Source organism: Pseudomonas sp. GP01-A4, assembly GCF_058780865.1.
Genome location: NZ_JBYSWF010000036.1, coordinates 26831 through 45465 on the forward strand (window position 1 = coordinate 26831; position 18635 = coordinate 45465).

Annotated in this window: 17 protein-coding genes; 9 read left to right on the top strand and 8 right to left on the bottom strand. The window is 61.6% G+C overall.

The features are described 5' to 3' along the window. Nucleotides 1–46: 46 nt before the first annotated feature. Together AC3WKX_RS20085 and AC3WKX_RS20090 are read right to left on the bottom strand one after the other, a co-directional pair. On the bottom strand, nt 47–991 hold the full coding sequence (locus AC3WKX_RS20085) for a FecR family protein (RefSeq protein WP_102605592.1): 945 nt from the start codon (nt 989–991) through the stop codon (nt 47–49). Beyond that, nucleotides 988–1533: a sigma-70 family RNA polymerase sigma factor gene (locus AC3WKX_RS20090; RefSeq protein WP_102605591.1), complete on the bottom strand. Its 546-nt coding sequence runs from the start codon at nt 1531–1533 to the stop codon at nt 988–990. Before AC3WKX_RS20090 ends, AC3WKX_RS20085 begins: the two co-directional genes overlap by 4 nt. Before the next feature lie 174 nt (nt 1534–1707). On the opposite strand from AC3WKX_RS20090, the gene AC3WKX_RS20095 reads away from it, so the two are divergent. After that, a complete protein-coding gene (locus AC3WKX_RS20095; RefSeq protein WP_102605590.1) occupies nt 1708–2019 on the top strand; it encodes a DUF7693 family protein in 312 nt (103 codons plus the stop codon). Nucleotides 2020–2070: 51 nt separating this feature from the next. Here the strand turns inward: AC3WKX_RS20095 and AC3WKX_RS20100 are convergent, their stop codons facing one another. After that, nucleotides 2071–4218, bottom strand: a complete 2148-nt coding sequence (locus AC3WKX_RS20100; RefSeq protein ID WP_102605589.1) for a TonB-dependent receptor family protein — start codon at nt 4216–4218, stop codon at nt 2071–2073. A gap of 216 nt (nt 4219–4434) precedes the next feature. On the opposite strand from AC3WKX_RS20100, the gene AC3WKX_RS20105 reads away from it, so the two are divergent. Genes AC3WKX_RS20105 through AC3WKX_RS20115 form a run of 3 tightly spaced genes read left to right on the top strand, consistent with a single transcriptional unit; the run spans nt 4435 to nt 5818 of the window. Next, complete coding sequence (locus tag AC3WKX_RS20105) at nt 4435–4593, top strand: hypothetical protein (protein ID WP_003219684.1); 159 nt, start codon at nt 4435–4437, stop codon at nt 4591–4593. A gap of 4 nt (nt 4594–4597) precedes the next feature. Next, nucleotides 4598–5236, top strand: a complete 639-nt coding sequence (locus AC3WKX_RS20110; protein WP_102605587.1) for a helix-turn-helix domain-containing protein — start codon at nt 4598–4600, stop codon at nt 5234–5236. Nucleotides 5237–5296: 60 nt separating this feature from the next. After that, the gene (locus AC3WKX_RS20115; protein ID WP_043225000.1) at nt 5297–5818 is read left to right on the top strand and encodes a hypothetical protein; all 522 of its coding nucleotides are present in this window, start codon (nt 5297–5299) and stop codon (nt 5816–5818) included. A gap of 262 nt (nt 5819–6080) precedes the next feature. Here the strand turns inward: AC3WKX_RS20115 and AC3WKX_RS20120 are convergent, their stop codons facing one another. Both AC3WKX_RS20120 and AC3WKX_RS20125 read right to left on the bottom strand, forming a co-directional pair. Further along, a complete protein-coding gene (locus AC3WKX_RS20120) occupies nt 6081–7409 on the bottom strand; it encodes an LLM class flavin-dependent oxidoreductase (protein WP_102605586.1) in 1329 nt (442 codons plus the stop codon). 74 nt (nt 7410–7483) lie between these two features. Continuing rightward, nucleotides 7484–8008, bottom strand: coding sequence for a MarR family winged helix-turn-helix transcriptional regulator (locus tag AC3WKX_RS20125; RefSeq protein WP_003219677.1), 525 nt, complete (start codon nt 8006–8008; stop codon nt 7484–7486). 120 nt (nt 8009–8128) lie between these two features. On the opposite strand from AC3WKX_RS20125, the gene AC3WKX_RS20130 reads away from it, so the two are divergent. Beyond that, entirely contained in the window at nt 8129–8929 is an 801-nt protein-coding gene (locus AC3WKX_RS20130; protein ID WP_102605585.1) for an SDR family NAD(P)-dependent oxidoreductase, read from the top strand. A gap of 14 nt (nt 8930–8943) precedes the next feature. On the opposite strand, the gene AC3WKX_RS20135 is transcribed toward AC3WKX_RS20130, so the two are convergent. Both AC3WKX_RS20135 and AC3WKX_RS20140 read right to left on the bottom strand, forming a co-directional pair. Next, complete coding sequence (locus AC3WKX_RS20135; protein ID WP_102605584.1) at nt 8944–9198, bottom strand: hypothetical protein; 255 nt, start codon at nt 9196–9198, stop codon at nt 8944–8946. Between the two features lie 86 nt (nt 9199–9284). Next, nucleotides 9285–9590 carry a putative quinol monooxygenase gene (locus tag AC3WKX_RS20140; RefSeq protein WP_003219672.1) on the bottom strand — a complete coding sequence of 102 codons (306 nt, stop codon included), beginning with the start codon at nt 9588–9590 and terminating at the stop codon, nt 9285–9287. Nucleotides 9591–9742: 152 nt separating this feature from the next. Between AC3WKX_RS20140 and AC3WKX_RS20145 the strand changes: the two genes are divergently transcribed. After that, the gene (locus AC3WKX_RS20145; protein WP_102605583.1) at nt 9743–11458 is read left to right on the top strand and encodes an amidase; all 1716 of its coding nucleotides are present in this window, start codon (nt 9743–9745) and stop codon (nt 11456–11458) included. On the opposite strand, the gene AC3WKX_RS20150 is transcribed toward AC3WKX_RS20145, so the two are convergent. Then, entirely contained in the window at nt 11449–11724 is a 276-nt protein-coding gene (locus tag AC3WKX_RS20150; RefSeq protein WP_008436022.1) for a hypothetical protein, read from the bottom strand. The genes AC3WKX_RS20145 and AC3WKX_RS20150 overlap by 10 nt on opposite strands. 260 nt (nt 11725–11984) lie before the next feature. On the opposite strand from AC3WKX_RS20150, the gene AC3WKX_RS20155 reads away from it, so the two are divergent. The 3 genes from AC3WKX_RS20155 to AC3WKX_RS20165 all read left to right on the top strand — a co-directional run bounded on the left by AC3WKX_RS20155 (nt 11985) and on the right by AC3WKX_RS20165 (nt 18564). Further along, nucleotides 11985–14642, top strand: coding sequence for a winged helix-turn-helix domain-containing protein (locus tag AC3WKX_RS20155; RefSeq protein WP_256579826.1), 2658 nt, complete (start codon nt 11985–11987; stop codon nt 14640–14642). Nucleotides 14643–14813: 171 nt separating this feature from the next. Then, a complete protein-coding gene (locus tag AC3WKX_RS20160; protein WP_102605581.1) occupies nt 14814–16892 on the top strand; it encodes a hydantoinase/oxoprolinase family protein in 2079 nt (692 codons plus the stop codon). A 13-nt stretch (nt 16893–16905) separates the two neighbouring features. Beyond that, nucleotides 16906–18564, top strand: a complete 1659-nt coding sequence (locus AC3WKX_RS20165) for a hydantoinase B/oxoprolinase family protein (RefSeq protein ID WP_102605580.1) — start codon at nt 16906–16908, stop codon at nt 18562–18564. Nucleotides 18565–18635: the final 71 nt, after the last annotated feature.

The window sequence follows — 18635 nt, forward strand, 5'->3', positions numbered from 1 at the left end:
TGTCGGAAAATCGGGTATGAATGAGAGCAGTTTTTATTCAGACTTTTTACAGCGGCTTGATCACCACCACCAAATCGGTGAAGTACTCCACCTTGATCGGCAGGTTATCTGCCAGTGACGCCAGGGCCGCGCCGGTGTCGTCGAGCTTGAATACCCCGGACACGCGCATCCCTTGCAGCGCCTGCGGATCAAAGCGCACCAGCCCATGGCGGTAACCGGCGAGGGTTTGCAGGACCTCGCTCAGGGGCTGGTCGTCGACCTTGAGCAAACCACGGGTCCAGGCGTCCGGGTCGGCGTTGCCGATGGGTTGTGGGGTGCGGGCACGGCCGTCCTGGAGCGTGGACTTCTGCCCCGCCGGCACTTTCACGTCGCCCGCAACGGTGCCTTTGACGGCCACGGTGGACTCGATCACGGTGACCACGGTCGCGCCATCCTCGGCCTTGCGCACCAGGAACCGCGTGCCCAACGCCGTGGCCGTGCCCTGGTCGGTGTGCACCACGAACGGCCGTTGCGCGTCCTTGGCCACCTCGACCCACATCTCGCCCTGCAACAGTTCGATCACCCGTTGGTGGCCGTCAAACTTCACGTCCAGTGCCGAGTTGCTGTTGAGCTGCACCTGGCTGCCGTCGGTCAGTGCCACCTGGCGCCGTTCGCCCACGCTGGTGCGTTGGTCGGCCATCCACACCGGCAGGCGCTCAATCCCGGCCCAGCCGCACAGCAACACACCCAACAGCGCGACGGCCTGGGTGCTACGGGCGGCAAACCTTGTTTTCTGTGGGGCAAATGCACGGTTCAGGGCCATGCGCGCCGGGGCGGCGGGCAACTCGTCGAGGCTGCCCCACAGGCTGCGCATGCGCTCGATGGCGACGGCATGCCGTGGATCGGCCTGGCACCATTTCTCGAAGGCCGCGCGGTCGGCCTCGGTCACGTGGTCGTCGTGCAACAACGTCAGCCAGCGGGCGGCTTCACTGATGATCTGCTCGGAACTCACGACAGCGGGTCCGCCCCGTGCAGGGTGTGATAGCAATGCACCAACGCACTGGAGATGTAGTTCTTCACGGTGCTGGAAGACACCTGCAGTTGTTCGGCGATTTCGCTGTAGGTCAGCCCGTCGAGGCGACTGAGCAGGAATGCCTCGCGGGCCTTGGCGGGCAGGCCGATGAGCATTTCGGCAATGCGTTCCAGGGCCTGCAGTGCCACATGAATCGCCGCCGGGTCCGGCATGCCGGCATCTTCGCTCTGGATCGCCAGGGCTTCCATGTAGGCCTTTTCGATGCGCCGCCGACGCGCGCCATCGATCATCAAGCGCCCCGCCGTGGTGGCCAGGAAGGCGCGGGGTTCCTTGATGGTATGGGGATCGGCCAGCAGCAGGATGCGGATAAACGCGTCGTGGGCCAGGTCGGCGGCATGTTGCGAGCAGCCGAGTTTCTTGCGCAGCCAACCGTGCAACCAGGAATGATGGTCGCTGTAGAGGGTGGTGATGGTCTGCTGGCGACGGGTTGTATCACCATCAGCTACAGGAAAGTCATGCATGCGCAAAAATTTCTCAAACAAGAAAGATTACCAATTGCGCGAACGATGACAGTAAAACGAAGGGGGAGCAAGGATGGAGTGATGGCTTGCAACGAATCTGCGACTTGCTGTGCCCACCTTGAAAGCGACCAGTGCGCACGCGACACTTCTGCGACTCATACAAGGACATCACGCATGACAACCTTCGCCAACACGGTCTCTACCCGCGAGGCCTATCAACTGCTCAAGGACGTGGCATTAGAGGTTCGAACGCTGAAACCCGTCAGCTCCAGCGACGAGCAAATGGTTGTCGACATCGACGGCTGGCAGGTCACGCTGTCAACCTGCGGGACGGCTCTGGAGTGCTGCCTGCGCTGTATTGCACCGGATAACAGGCAAGGTTCACTGGACACCTGGCAACGTTACGGCACCAATCCGCTCGATCTGATGAGCCTGTGGGAGCGAACGCAGCTGCAGCGCCTGGTGCATGCAGCCTTCGTTCGCTGAACGTACGCTTTGCCCGCAATCACCCACTGCCAACATCAAACACTTTACGGATTAACGCCAGCTCCAGGAAACCCCGGTGTAAACCCCCATGCCATCCCCCGGCGTCGACCGCGCCACGTCCAGCCCCTTGTCGTCATAACCCGGCGTGACCGTGTTCGCGTAACGCCGGTTGGTCAGGTTGCGCAGGTCGACCCAGGCTTGCCAGTCGTGCTTCGGCGCGTCGTACCCGAGCGTCGCGCCGAGCAGTGTGTAGGCCGCCGCGTAGTAGGAGTTGGCGTAGTCCACCGCGACCCGCGATGAATGTTCGCCATTGAGGCTGGTGTAGAAACCGCTAGGGTGGCTGTAGCGCAATTGCGCCTGGTAGTAGTGCCTGGGGATGCCGGGCAAGGTGTTGTCGCTGAAGCGGTCGTCGTTGCGGTAGTGGAAGTCGCTGTAGGTGTAGGCCTGGCGCAGGGCGAGCTGGCCCGTGCGGCCACCGTCCCACAGCGGGCTGATCAGGCTCAGCTCCAGGCCTTGGTGCACGGTTGGGCTGGCGTTGGATTCGGCGATTATTGCGGACGTGGTGGACGTCGCGGCCTGGGTTTCGACGCTGAGCAGTTCGTGGCGCACCTCGGAGCGGTACAGCGCCAGGTCCCACTGACCGAACCACGCTTCACCGCGACCGCCGACTTCCAGGGTGGTGGCGGTCTGGTTTTTCAGCTTCACCCCTTCACGTTGCAAACCGCTGGCCGGGCCGCTGCCCACGGGGAAGTACTTGTTGGAACCCCAGATCATCGACCACGCATGAGGCGGTTCCACCGAGCGACTCAGGTTGCCGTACACCTGCAATTGGGGGCTGAAGTCGTAGCGCAGGCCAACCCTTGGCGCGTAATCCCAATCGTGCTGGCTGACGGGTGTGTGGGTCTGCGGGTAGCTGACTTCGGTTTCACGACGGGTGTAGATCGCCGCCAGCCCGGTGGTCAGCCACAGGTCCGGCAGCAGTTCCAGGTCATTGCCGATATGCAGCACGGTGTCCGAACCCAGGTAGCTGTAGTCGCGGGTCCTGGTGCCGGGCGCGTAGCCCGCCGTATTGCCGGTGGGGATCCGCACGAATTCCGAGCCGCCGTTGTTCGGCATCGCCTGGGTGGTGCGCAGGCCGAGGGTGGTCTTGCTGTCACGCCCGAACAATGTGTCCTGGCGGATGTAATTCAGGGTGCCGCTGACGTCGGTGTAGGCAACCTTGAGACGGTTGGTGCCCTCGCGCAGGTCCATCGGATAATCGTGATACGCCAGCCCGACCTCGACCCGGGCGTTGTCGTCCAGGTGCAGGGTGGTTTTGTTGGCGATCCAGGTCGAGCCCGGTTGCGTGCGTTTCGAGTCTCGCGCCACGTTGAGGCTGGCGGCGGCGCGCGGGTCGTGGCTGATCTGGTCGCGGGTCAGTTTGCCGGGGGAATCGTTGTCGGTTTCGCGGTAGCGAAAGTAGAAGCGGGTTTCCAGGTCGGGGTTGAAGCGGTAGCCGAAGTTGGCCGCGATGCCCTTGCCGCTGCCGGCGCTGTGGTTCTGGAAACCGTCGTATTGCGAGTCGGTGAGGCTGATGTAGTAGTCGGCATCCCCCAGCACCTGGCCCGAGCTGATCTCTCGCTGGCCGTAGCCATGGCTGCCGGCTTCGTAGCGTACTTGCAGCCTGGGCGCGTCGTAGCCGGTGTGGGTCACGTAATTGACTGCCCCACCCAGGGCCAATGCGCCCTGGTCAAAACCGTTGGCGCCACGCAGCACTTCAACGCGGCTGAGCCACAACGGGTCCTTGAGTTCGTAGGGCGTGCCACCCGGGCCGGTCAGTGGCAGGCCGTCGAAGGTTTCATACAGGCCGGAAGCGTGGGCGCCCGGGCCCCGGTTGATACCCGAGCCACGGATCGAAAGCTTCACCCCTTCGTTGTTTGCCGCCTTGGCATAAACACCGGCCTGGTACTTGAATACGTCCTCGTTGGTGCTCACCCGCCCCTGATCGACGCTGCCCATGTCGATGTAGTTGGTAGCGCCGGGCACGCTCTTGAGCTGGACCTCGGCCAGTTCGTCGGCGCTGAGTTCGGCGCTGCTGACTTCGACGGGGGCCAGTTGCAGCGTGTCTTCGGCCTGGGTGGCCGGGCTGAAGCTCAGGGCGGCGCCAAAGCCCAGCAAGGGCCAGGCTTTTCGGGAGGTGAACGGAAACGCGGGGGGCATGGGGGTAAATCCTTGGAATTCGTTTTTGCGACGGGCTCGGTCCGGCACAAGGTCTGTGGTGGGAAGCCCGTGAAGCGCGGCGGGTCACCATTGATGAACGCACAGGCCCCCATCGGCGTTAAGTCCAAAATAGAATTACCAAATGCAAACTCAGTATTTATGGAAATAAGCGGCACCGATTACTGTAGAGCCATTGAGTCCCCAGAGATTTACGTCATGCAAACATCCGCCACTGTCATCGATTTCACCCTCCACCGCAAACGCCGCCAGGCTCGCGCAGCGGCTGAACTGATGTGGGCGATGTATGCGGCACGGGCCGGGGTCGCGCTGTTTACCGCACACGTCACCACGTCCAGCGATACCCGCCGGGCGTGAGGCGATGAATTTCCTGCACGCGATACCCGAAGTGCCCGACCTCCCCACCAAATCCAAGGACTGCAACAGCGGCGACGATGACGCCATCGGCCAGTGCGTCGCGCAGAACCTGCAGCGCCTGCGCAGTAAACGCTACCTGTCGCTGGATGCCCTGGCGCGCAACTGCGGCGTAAGCCGGGCGATGCTTGCGCAGATCGAGTCCGGGCGCAGCGTGCCGTCGATCAAGGTGCTGTGCAAGATCGCCAAAGGCTTGAAAGTGTCGGTGGCGGCGTTCCTGGAGAACCGTGCGTTCGAAGGGGTTGAACTGCTGCCGGCGCAACAAAGCAAACGCCTGGTGAGTGCCGATGGCAGCTTCATCAGCCGGGCGCTGTTTCCCTACGATATGGCGCGCCAGTCGGAGTTCTACGAGATACGCCTGAAGGCCCTCGGCGAGGAGATTTCAGAAGGTCACGGGCCCGGCATCCAGGAAAACCTGGTGGTGGCCCAGGGCGTGCTGGAAGTCAGCGTCAACGAGGAACGCTACCTGCTGTCCACCGGTGATTCGATCCTGTTCTACGCCGACCAGCCCCACCGCTACCGCAACCCCGCAGACAGTGAGGCGGTGGCGTTCCTGGTGATCACCTACCCGGAACGCCTGGACTGAAACGCAAAAAGCCCCGGCACACGCCGGGGCTTTTTGATTTCACGCCAAACGAATCAGCAGGTGCAGCACATCATCGGCATGCCGTTGCAGCTCATCATCATCGGCATGGCGCAGTCGTTCATCATCTTCATCATCAGCATGCAGCAGTTGTTCATCATGTCCATGCTCATGCCAGGCATCGGCATCATCTTGCAGGTCATGCAGTCGGCTTCCATCTTGCATTCCATGACGCACTTCATCATCGGCATAGGCATGCCCATCGGCATCATCATCGGCATGTTCATGGTCGACATGCTGTTCATCATCGCCATGCCGTCTTCAGACATGCACATCATCGACATGTTGGCGCACTGCATCATCATCGGCATGCCGCAGTTCATCATCATCGCCATCATTTCGGCGTTATTCTTGAACATCGCCATGTCCATGCCCGCGGCCGGCTTCATGGTGCACATCATGGCCTCGTCGGTCATCTTGCAGGTCATGGTTGCCATCATCATCGGCATGCCCATCATCGGCATCATCGGCATCGCGTTGTTCATTGGCATCTGCATGGCGTTCATCATCTTCGAAACTCCGTAATCGACAGGAAATGAGTAAGTTCTGGGGCCGATTCTAGAGAGGCCGCACAACGGCGCAAGACGCTGGCCCAGCAGCAGGAATAGACGCTGCATGGGGATTTCCCGGGGCGCGGCAGCGGATAATTCCGCGATGACAGATGCTTTGGCGTGATCACGCCGGCCGGCTCCGCTATCAGGGCCAAACCGGCGCGATGGATATGCGATTGGGGAATGGCCCCCAATCAGAAGGAAATAAACGATCTAACCACGGTAGAAATACCCGCTCATTCGGCGAAGAAGCGGTTCGCCGGACGCGGCAGCCCGAGGTTTTCCCGCAGGGTAGAGCCTTCGTACTCGCGCCGGAAGATCCCGCGCCCCTGCAACTCGGGCACCACCCTGGCCACAAAGTCATCGAGCCCGCCCGGCAGCCACGGGAACATGATGTTGAAGCCATCGCTGCCCTCTTCTTCCAGCCACTGCTGCATCTCATCGGCAATACTGTGGGCGGTGCCGACAAACGAGAGACCTGCATAACCGCCAAGACGCTGGGCCAATTGGCGCACCGTCAACTGTTCGCGATCAGCCAGCGCCAGTACCCGTTCGCGGGAGCTCTGGCTGGCGTTGGTTTGGGGAATCGCCGGGAGGTATTGGTCGGGATCAAACTTCGTCGCGTCGGTACCCAGCGCGATCGACAGCGAGGCAATCGCACTTTCGTAATGCACCAGGCTGTCGAGATGCGCACGAATCCGCCGCGCATCTTCCAGCGTATCGCCGACCACCACAAACGCCCCGGGCAAGATCTTCAGATGGTCGGGATGCCGCCCCACCGCCAGCATCCGGCGCTTGATATCGGCATAGAATTTACGCCCTTCCTCGAGCGTGCCGGGCGCCACGAAAATCACCTCGGCGGTTTCTGCCGCCAATTGCCGGCCCGGCTCCGAGGCGCCGGCCTGCACGATCACCGGCCAGCCCTGCACCGGGCGGGCAATGTGCAGCGGGCCGCGCACATTGAGGTAGCGGCCCTGGTGATTGAGGGTGTGCAGCTTGTCGGGGTCGAAGTACACACCGCTGTCGGCATCGCGGATGAAGGCATCATCGGCCCAACTGTCCCAGAGCCCGGTGACCACATCGTAGAACTCCCGCGCACGGGCGTAGCGCTCGTCGTGGGCATAGGCCTGCTCCAGGCCGAAATTCTGCGCCGCATCCGGGTTGGCAGTGGTGACGATATTCCAGCCGGCGCGGCCGTGGCTCAGGTGATCCAGGGACGCGAAGCGCCGGGCAATGTGGAACGGTTCGTCGTAGGTGGTCGAGGCCGTGGCTACCAGGCCGATGTGCTCGGTGGCCTGGCTCAGGGCCGACAATAAGGTGAACGGTTCGAAGGAGGTGGCGGTGTGGCTGCGCTTCAACGCGTCGATGGGCATGTTGAGCAGGGCCAGGTGGTCGGCCATGAAGAACGCATCGAAACGCGCTTTCTCCAGGGTTTGGGCAAACTGCTTGAGGTGCTTGAAGTTGAAGTTGGCGTCACGGTAAGCGCCGGGATAGCGCCAGGCGCCGGTGTGGATGCTGACCGGACGCATGAACGCGCCCAGCTTCAGTTGGCGTTGAGTGGTCATGGAAAGCCCCTGATCGAGAGGGGCCCAGCATCGGATGGGCGAACGGCGTCTGTCTAATAACCAAAGGATCTGGCTTATGCCTGCGCGGATCGGCTGTTGTAGTCCGCCAGAAATTCTTCGGAGGCGACATGGTCTGCCATGCCGCGCAGCTGCGCGGCCGAATCATGCCCCAGCACCTCCTCTACCCGGTTATTGGCGGCCGCCCAGTACACCAGCGCCTCACTGAACAGCGCTTCGCCCTTGGGCGTGAGCACGCAGCGTTTGGTGCGCTTGTCCAGGGCATCCGGGCGCAGCTCGACAATCCCGTCGCGCACCAGCGGCTTCATCGCATGGGTCAGCGCCGACATCAGGATCGCCAGGCGTCCGGCCAGCTCCTGCAACGTCGGCCCTGCCTGCTCATCCACCGCCGCCCACCGGGCGATTTCACCCAGCAAGCCGACCTGCGTAGCCTTCAGGCCAATCGGCGCCAGCGCTTCGTCATACAGTTGGCCCAGCCGCCGGGCGGCACGGCGCAGTGCGTTGTTGGTGCACGCCACGTCCCCCAGCAGGCTCAAAAGGTCGGCACGGGCATCAGGCTTGTCAGTCTTGTGTGTTGGCATTTTCAGATCCTCCATGCCGGTAGAATGATTGAGTACTAAACCATTGACAAGGACAAACGCCAAGCCTATAACTTGAGCCCTCAACAATATTGGTTGAGTACTCATCTATTGGAGCCGTTCATGTCGATCCCTGCTTCCACAAAAATTGCCCTGATCACGGGTGCTTCTTCAGGTATTGGCGCCGTGTATGCCGACCGATTGGCAGCCCGTGGCTACGACTTGATCCTGGTCGCCCGTCGTGAAGACCGCCTCGAAGCCCTGGCGGCGAAGATCACTCAAACCTACGGGCGCGAGGTCCAGACCATCGGCGCCGACCTGGTAAACCCCGCGGACCTGGCCCGTGTTGAAAGCCTGCTCGCCGGCAACCCGGCGATCCAGGTGCTGGTGAATAACGCCGGCCTGGCCCGCCTGCATCCGCTGGCTCAATCCTCGGTCGAGGATTCCACGACCCAGATCGCCCTGAACATCACCGCCCTCACCCGCCTGACCCACGCGGCGCTGCCGGGCATGCTGGTGCGCAATGAAGGTTTGATCATCAACGTGGCATCGGTGTTGGGCGTGCACTCGCTGCCGGTCAGCTCGGTGTACAGCGGCACCAAGAGCTATGTCCTGGCATTCAGCCGTGGCTTGCAATCGGAACTGGCGGAAACCGGGGTGAAGGTGCAGATCGTGTTGCCGGCAGCCACCGCTACCGAGATCTGGGACGCGTCGGGCATTCCGCTTTCCGCCCTGGAACAGGAGTCGGTCATGACCACCGAAAACCTGGTGGACGCGGCACTGGCCGGGCTGGATCAGGGTGAGACGATCACCTGGCCGTCGGTGGCCGATGGTTCGTTGTGGGAGACCTATGATGCGGCGCGTGGTGCGTTGTTTGCGGCCACGCAAACAGGCAAGCCGGCGCCCCGGTATGGGATCGTCTGAGGCGCCAGCCGGCTTTATTGAATACCGATGGAAATACGCCGCACAGTCTGCTCCTCACGGGGCAGGCTGATGTCGCCTTCGTAGGTGCACTCGCGGCCGGTGCAGCTGTTTTCCACGGTCACCGGCGCAAGGCTTTTGACCGGAAAGCGCGGTTTGGGCTCAGCCTGCGGCGTGAGCGGTACAGCGCTGAGGACAGGTGCCTCGTAGGTCAGGTCCAGGCTGGACGCGTGGGCCTGGGTGGCCAGAACGGCGAGCAGTGCGCTCGTCATGACAGTCCTTGTAAACAACATCGAAATCTTTCCGGGCAGCAAAAAATGAAGGGGCAATGATAAACCCTTGAGCTGCCGGGTTGAAGTCAACGTGCCTGGACGGCAGGTTCCAGCACCAATACGTTGGAGGGGCCCGCACGGAATGTCGGGTTGTGCTTCGCGGCTTCCAGCATGTGCGGCGCTGCGTGGTGATCCTTGAGCGCCGCCTTTGAAGCCCACGTCTCGATCAACACAAAACTGTCGCTGTTGCCCTCGACCGGATGCAGGTCGTACTGGATGCAACCGGCTTCGGCCCGGACCAGCGGAGCGAGCCCGGCAAAGGCCGCCAACTGGTCCGCACCCCGGCCAGGCTGGGTATTGATGATGACGACAAGCCGCACTTCATCGGACATAAACAGCACCGTTATCGATAAGGAAATGAAGGGGCCACAGTAAGGGATGCCATTCTCTGGCGCTATGAAAAATCTATCAGTAAGCTACTTTCACTGATTGGATTGAGTCAGCACTCAAGCCCTCCCCCTTTTCTGCACCCGGCGATAACCACGTGATCGAAGTAACCGAAGTTTCCATTGCCCAGCTGCGCACTGCGCTCGAATCCGGCCAGACCACGGCGGTTGAACTGGTCGAGGCTTACCTCGCCAGGATCGACGCCTACGACGCCCCCACGACTGCCACCGCGCTCAACGCGGTGGTGGTGCGCAACCCGCAAGCGCTGGAGGAAGCCCGGGCATCCGACGCACGCCGGACCAGCGGCACAACCCTGGGCCCGCTCGACGGCATTCCCTACACGGCCAAAGACAGCTACCTGGTCAAGGGCCTCACCGCCGCTTCCGGCAGCCCGGCTTTCGCGAACCTGGTTGCCTACCGCGATGCGTTCACCATCGAGCGACTGCGGGCAACAGGCGCCATTTGCCTGGGCAAGACCAACATGCCGCCGATGGCCAACGGCGGCATGCAGCGCGGCGTATATGGCCGGGCCGAGAGCCCGTACAACGCCGACTACCTCACCGCACCGTTCGCCTCGGGCTCCTCCAACGGCGCCGGCACGGCGACTGCGGCGAGCTTCGCGGCGTTTGGCCTGGCGGAAGAAACCTGGTCCAGCGGGCGCGGCCCGGCGTCCAACAATGGCCTGTGTGCCTACACCCCGTCCCGTGGCGTGATCTCGGTGCGCGGCAACTGGCCGCTGACCCCGACCATGGACGTGGTCGTGCCTTACGCCCGGACCATGGCCGACCTGCTTGAAGTGCTCGACGTCGTGGTCGCAGAAGACCCCGACACACGCGGCGACCTGTGGCGGATGCAACCCTGGGTGCCAATCCCCGGCGTCGCCTCGGTACGCCCGCAATCCTACGCAGACCTGGCCGCGACCGGCGATGCACTCGCCGGCAAACGCTTCGGCGTGCCGCGCATGTACATCAACGCCGACCCCGAGGCAGGCACCAGCGACGCCCCGGGAATCGGCGGCCCTACTGGCCAGCCAATCAAAACCCGGGCCTCGGTGATCGAGCTCTGGGAAGCTGCGCGCAAGGCACTTGAAGCCGCCGGCGCAGAAGTGGTCGAGGTGGATTTCCCGCTGGTCTCCAATTGCGAAGGCGATCGCCCGGGCGCACCGAAAGTGTTTACCCGAGGCCTGGTGTCCAAGGAATTCCTCCACGATGAATTGTGGGAACTGTCGGCCTGGGCGTTCGATGATTTCCTGCGGGCCAATGGCGACCCTGCGCTGAACCGCCTGGCGGATGTCGACGGCCCGAAGATCTTCCCCCACGACCCCGGCACCCTGCCCAACCGCGAAGACGACCTGGCCGCCGGCATGGACGAATACGTGCGCATGGCCGAGCGCGGCATCACGCCGTGGGACAGGATCAGCACCGTGCCCGACGGCCTGCGCGGCCTGGAACAGACACGACGCATCGACCTTGAAGACTGGATGGATAACCTGGGGCTGGATGCGGTGATTTTTCCGACAGTTGCCGACGTAGGTCCGGCGGATGCGGATGTGAATCCCGCGTCGGCGGATATCGCCTGGAGCAACGGAGTGTGGGTCGCCAACGGCAACCTCGCCATCCGCCATTTGGGCGTGCCGACAGTGACGGTGCCCATGGGCGTCATGGCCGACATCGGCATGCCGGTGGGGCTGACATTTGCCGGCCGGGCGTATGACGATTCGGCGCTGCTGCGATTGGCATCGGCCTATGAGTCGACGGGCAGCAAGCGCCTGGTGCCGCCGCGCACGCCGGCGCTGGTGGCTCGTCAGGACTGATTGATTTCGCTGCTGATCTTGCGCATCAACCGATCGGCTTCCGACCCGGGTTCAAATCGAAAGCCACGCATCTCATCGAGGAGCAGGCAATCGCTGATGGCCTCCCAAAGTTGCTCCTGGGTCGGCTTGTTGCGCAACAGTATGTATGAAAGCAGCAGGCGTTCGATGGGAACGCCTCGAATACAGGCCGTTTCAATGATTGCCAGCAGGATAAAGCGCAGTCGAACTTCCCGCTCCGTGGGCCAAACCGTTTTTCGCTTACCCAATGCCGGGCCTCAGTGTCAGGAAAAGCGTGAGGCTATGGCCCAGAGGGGTGGCGTTTCAAGCGCTGCAAGGGGAGAAAGCCCTGCTCCTACACAAAACAGGGATAGGCCCTACAAAACCTCACAAAACTCATCTGGCGTAAGCCCTTATTGGCCGCTCAGCTTGCTGCATCATGTAAACATTTCGTTACTCATCATCCCAACGCAACCTGCCTATTCCTGATAAAGCATTCGGGCATACTCCCGACACGAGCCGCCCCGCCGTGACCCATGCCCCTTCTTCAAGTAACTCCCAACATACCTGGCGCTGGATAGGCAAACTGACACCGCCGCTGACGTTGCTCACCTCAATGCCCCGGCAAGACTTGTTGACGTCATTAAAGACGAGGATTGAAGGGCCTTTGATTCTCCTTGTGGCGCCCCCTGGATACGGCAAAACAACGCTATTGATGCAGTGGCGACAGGAACTTCTCTGCACCTCCCCACAGGCAACCGTTGCCTGGCTATCGCTGGATGAAGCAGACGCAGAACCTAACCGTTTCCTGGCTTATCTGATTCTGGCGCTTGACCACGCAGGCCTTGATCTCGGACACCTGCCACGGCTGGCAGAGGCCCAATCCCTGGATGCACAACCACAGCGCACCATCACTGCCTTGCTTCACGCCATGGCGCGCGAAAACCGCTCCATCACCCTACTGCTCGATGACTACCATACAGCCGCCAACGAACACCTCGACTCCATTGTGCAAGCGTTGCTGGAACAAGCTGCACCCTGGCTGCAATGGGTTGTCGCCAGCCGTACTCGCCCCCAATGGCCCTTGGCACGCTGGAAAACCATGGGCTGGGTGCGCGAGGTGACGGCTCGCGAATTGACGCTTTCAACGAGCGAAACCAACACGATCCTGGGACCCGATCTCTCATCGTCAGACCTGCATCACCTGCATGAAACAACCGAAGGTTGGCCCGTGGCCGTGCAACTGGCTCGGCTGTGGCGAGCCAGTGGCGACGGCTCGCTGTACTGCCTGAACGAGTTTTCCGGGCACGTGACCAATGTCGCTGCCTACCTGACAGAACAAGTCGTGGGACGCTTGCCACCAGCGTGCCAATCCTTCCTGATCGATACCGCATTGCTGGAGCGTTTCAACGCAGGGTTCGCTGACGCGATACGCGAGCGCACGGACAGTACCCAACTGCTTGCACAGTTAAGCCACCTGGACGCCCTGCTGGTTCCGCTGGATGCCCAGCGTCAGTGGTTCCGCTACCACCGTCTGCTGCGGGATTTCCTGAGCAAACGGTGTGACACCAAAAATGCCCAGCGCATTCACCGCGCTGCCGCCCAATGGCTGGCACAAGAAAAGGACTGGATCCAGGCTGTGTCACATACGTTACGTGCCAGCGATATCGCGCTGGCAGTGAATATGGTGGTGCGTGCAGGGGGATGGGAGTCCGTACTGAGGCATGGGATCCGCTATGCACAAAGCCTGTTGCAGCAGTTCGATGAGCCAACACGGCGCAGCGAACCTGACCTTTTGCTGCTCCAAGCGTATTTGCACGCCAAGCTTGGAGACCACAGGTTAGCCACTCAACTACTAAAGCTGGCGCAAGGCGTCATCCAGGACGACAGGCGCCTGAAGCGAGACTTCCAGGTTATTCAAACGTTGGTGAACGCCTACGTCGATCGTTTCGCAGAGAACCACGAAAGTCCGTTCGACCCAGTACGGTTGCAGGGCGACGAAGTGCTGGCCCAGGCAACCCTTGCCTGTGTAGAGGCTTTGAAAGCCATGACTCACGCAGAACTGCCCCGCGCGCTGCAAACCATCCGGGCAGCCCATATCAAGATGCGTTTGGTCGATATTCCGCGCGGTGAAAATTACTGCCGCATTCATGAGGCACAAGTACTTTCCTTGATGGGCAACATTACCCAGTCGAGTCGCATGGTCGACGAGGCGCTGGCCATTTCAAGCGATCAGTTTGGCCATGAAAGCTCAGTCAACGCGCTAGTCGGCTGCCTAAAGGCACAGCACTGCTACTGGCAAGGTGCATGGTCCGAGGCGACAGCCTGGTGGCGGGACGGCTGGGCATCCCTCGAACAGACGGATGGCTGGCTGGATATCGCCGCCACAACAGCGGAAGTCGCGTGGCGCACGACGCTGCGCAGTCAAGGCATGCAGCTGGCGCTGCGTGAACTGGAACAGGTGGCACAGTTGGCGGACACCCGTGAATGGCTGCGGCTGACACGATTGGTCAATGCATGGCGGGTCGATTTGCTGGTGCAGTGCGGCTCCCTGGTAAAGGCTCGCGAGGAGGCATTGCGGGTCGACCTTGAACATATTGCAGGTGACCGCGATGACTGGCGTAACCATGAAGCAGCCACCTTGGCACTGGCCCGCCTGCAACTGGCCTCGGGACGTTCCGCCGCCGCGCTGACCCGCTTGTATCAAGAAGGCAAAGTGCTGCAAGACAAAGGTTTGTGCCTCCCTGCGTGGCGCCTGCAACTGCTGGCGTTAGTCGCCTATGGCAAAGGCCAGTCAACGCTGGAAACCAAGGATCTGACCCCGATCCTGGCATCGATACCTCAACAGATCTTGCCGGGCCTGCTGCTGGAAGTGGGGCCAAGTCTGCTGCCGGCTCTGGAAGCCTGCCCTGAAACCCTTCCTGGTCAGGCAGCCATCCTTACGCGGCTACGGGGCTGGCGGGCACACCCGGGGCGCGCCCATATGCCATTCAGCGCCAAGGAGACACAAATCCTCACCTTGCTCGCCAGCGGCCAGCCAAACAAGACGATCGCTCAAGGGTTGAACGTCTCTGAAAACACCGTGAAATTTCATCTTAAACACATCTTCGCCAAGCTCTCGGTAGACAATCGCACGGCCGCCATCAGTGCAGCGTTGCGCCTCGGTGTTCTTGATTCCTCTCTCTGAGCCCACCCGCCTACCCATCCGGGTAGGCGGTGTGGAAATCGCGCCATGAACTACCCGTGCCGCAGGTAGTAACCCCCGCTCACCGTCCTCTAGCATCCGTCTAAACAGCGAGAGCCCCAACGCTCTGCTAGCTCCGATAACAACAATCACATCAGGAGATACCCTGTGGGTATGGACGGTAAAACTGTGCGTGTAGCGACCGATGTCGGTGGGACATTTACCGACTTGGTCTATTTCGAAAGCAACCCGGCCACCGGCCAACAAATCATTCGCACCGCCAAGGTCGATACCACACCGCCGAACTTCGCCAAGGGTGTGCTCAATGTCATCCAGAAAGCGGGCATTGCACTGGAAACTGTCGACTATCTCGCCCACGGCACCACCGTGGTCATCAACGCCTTGACCGAGCGTCGAGGCGTAAAGACGGCCTTGATCACCACCCAAGGCTTTCGCGACATCCTCGAAATTGCCCGGGCCAATCGCCCCGACTACTTCAACTTGAAATGGGTCAAGCCAGCACCCTTCGTGCCTCGCTACCTGAGGCGCGAGGTAGGTGGTCGCCTGCATACCGACGGCAGTGAGCGTAAAGCCCTGGACCTTTCAGGCCTGGGCGACATACTCGATGCGTTTCGCGCCGATGGCGTGCAAGCCATTGCCATCTGCCTGTTGCACGCCTATGCAAATCCGGTCCATGAGCAGGCGGTACTGAAAGAAGTACAGCGGCTCTGGCCCGAGGTCTCAGTCGTGGCCTCACACCAGATCACTCGCGAGTGGCGCGAATACGAACGCTCCAGCACCACAGTGCTCTCGGCCTACGTCCAACCCATCGCCGCACGCTACCTCGAGAACCTGGAAACGGGCCTGCGCGAAGGCGGCTACGAAGCACCGCTGTACATCATGCAGTCCAACTGCGGCGTCGACAGTGTGGCTCATGCGCGGGACATTCCCATCACCATGGTCGAGTCGGGGCCTGCCAGCGGTTTCTGGGCCGCCGCCGAGCTGGGGCGCCTGCTTGATGAGCCCAACCTGCTGGCATTGGACATCGGTGGCACCACCGCCAAATGCTCGCTGGTACGTAACGGCCAGGTGTCGATAAAGACCGATTACTGGATTGAGCGTAATCGACTCAATGCGGGCTACCCGATCATGGTGCCAGTGGTGGATCTGGTGGAAATCGGCAACGGCGGTGGTTCCGTCGCCTGGGTCGATGAGTTCGATAAACTGCACGTCGGCCCTGAATCCGCTGGCGCCCTGCCCGGCCCCGCGGCCTATGGCAACGGCGGTACGCAGGTCACCACGACAGATGCCAACCTGGCTTTGGGCCGGATCAACCCTGACTACTTCTGCGGCGCAGAGCTGGTCGCGGATATGGCCGCTGTCAGGCAGGCCTTCGGCCCACTGAGCAAGCGTCTGAAGCTACCCGCCGACGAGATCGCCCGCGGCATCATTCGAATCGCCAACGACAACATGGTCAACGCATTGAAACTGGTGTCATTGAGCCGTGGCCATGATCCCCGGGAGTTGACCCTAATCGCCTTCGGCGGCGGCGGAGCCATGCATGCAGTCGCCCTGGCGCAGGAACTTGGGGTCAAGAAAGTCATTGTGCCCCGAGGCGCCTCCGTATTCTCAGCATGGGGCATGACCATGTCGGACCTGCGTCGCGACCTGTTCATCAATCGTTTTGTCGAAACCGACCGCGAGGACGCGCTGGCGCTTACCCAAGTGTTTCTCGAGGAACTGATGCACAACGCCCGGGCCCAGTTTATCGGCGAAGCCATTGCTCCGGATCAGGTCGACGTGCAGGTGTCCTGCAAGCTGCGCTACCAGAACCAGGAGCACGCCGTCGAGGTCGCCTTGGGTCAAGAAGAATCGCTCTCAAAGCATTGGCCGACGATAGCCCGACGTTTCCACGATCTCTATGAGCAGCAGTACTCCTACCGCTTACAGGCGCCGTTGGAAATTGTCGGTTTCCATCTGGTGGCCGTCGCGCAGATTGGCAAGTTGAACCTGCAAGCCCTGCCCGTCACCGGTCGCACGCTGGCAGAGGCCCACAAAGGCCAACGCCCGGTGGATTTCGCCCTCGAAGGCATCCACGACACGGCCATCTACGACTACGCCCGCCTGGAGCCGCAGATGAGTTTCAGCGGCCCGGCCATCATCGAGGACGCCGGTTCCACCGTAGTGGTCCATCCCGGCAATCAAGTACTCGTCGACCGCCTCGGCAACCTGCATATCACCCTCGGCGCCTGAAGGAGCAGCCCCCATGAGCAAAATCGATATATTCACCCTGGATATCATCCAGAACTCGCTACAGGCGATCGCCGATGAAATGTTCGAGGCGATGCGCAAGGCTGCCATGAGCCCGGTGATCTATGAGGTTCTGGACATGGGCACCGGCATCACCGATGCCCATGGCGAAATCGCCAGCTCGGGCGCCGGCATTCCAGCCTTTGTCGGCGTGCTCGATAAAGCCGTCAAGCAGATTCTGATTCAGCACCCCGCGCCCGGGGAAATCGAGGACGGTGACGTGTTCATCACCAATGATCCCCACAGTGGCGGCGTCACCCACCTCAATGATGTGGTACTGGCGATGCCGGTGTTCGCCGAGGGGCGATTGCTGGCCTGGACCGCCAACATCGCCCACTGGAACGACATCAGCGGCATGGTGCCGGGTTCGTTGTCGACGGAGGCAACCGAGATTTTTCAGGAAGGCCTGCGCCTGGCCTCGGTCAAACTCATCAGTCGGGGCCAGCCGATTCGTTCGGTGCTGCAGATCCTGCGCTGCAATACCCGTATGCCGGATTTCATGGAAGGGGATTTATGGGCAGGAGTCGCCGCAGTGCGCAGTGGCGCCCTGCGCTTGCAGGTACTGAGCGCGAAGTACGGGATCGAGGTGTTCCTCACAGCCATGCAGGAGTTTATGAACCTGGGCAAAAAGATCTCCTTGCGCGCACTGCGTGACTTGCCCGCCACCCACCTTCATCAACAGGAGATGCAGGACGACGGCAGGCTCTTCAATGTGTCGATTCAGATATCCGAGCGCGAGCTGATCATCGACCTGCGCGACAACCCTGACCAATGTGCCGGGCCCACCAACCTTAGCCGAGATGGCGCAGTCGTCGCGGCGCAGATGGCCTTCAAGGCCTTGACCGCGCCACAAGGCGTCACCAATGGAGGCACCTTCCGCCCCCTCCGGGTACTGACCCGGCCCGGATCGCTGTTTGATGCCCAGCCTCCCGCAGCCGAAGGGTTCTATTTCGAGAACCTGATCCGCGTGCACGACCTGATCCTGCGCTGCCTGGCCCAGCGGTTTCCCGATCGCCTGCCCGCTGGTAATTTTGCCTCGGTGTGCGCCACCATCATCGGCGGTGTGCATCCCGATACCGGGCGCGTATTCACCCTGGTGGAGCCCGAGATTGGTGGCTGGGGGGCCGAACCCGGCCGCGACGGCAACAACGCGGTGTACTCGGGCCTGCACGGGGAAACCTACAACTGCCCGGTTGAGGTGTGCGAAGCCCGCTATGGCCTGTACGTCGAGCGTATGGAACTCAATGACGCGCCCGGCGGCCACGGCCAGTTCCGTGGCGGGCGAGGCCTGCTGATCGACTACCGCATTCGCTCCGATGCCAGCTTCCTGACCTGCGGCTACACCCGCGCCGTCATACCACCTTGGGGGCTTGAACAAGGATTGGACGGTACGCCCAACTATGTCGAAGTCACCCGCTGCGACGGCACACAACAGCGTTATGCCATGGCCAGCAGCATCAGCCTCGACGCAGGCGATTTGGTACGCGTGCGCACCGGAGCCGGTGGTGGTTACGGGTCGCCCTCTGAGCGCAACCGACAAGCCGTACTGGATGACCTGAAGAACGGCTATGTCGATACCGAAACGGCCAGAACGATATACGGCGTGCAGATTTGAACCACAGGAGCTGCTGACGGCGATTACGCCGAGCGCACCAGCCCTCAGTACTTAAGAACAACAACAAAAAA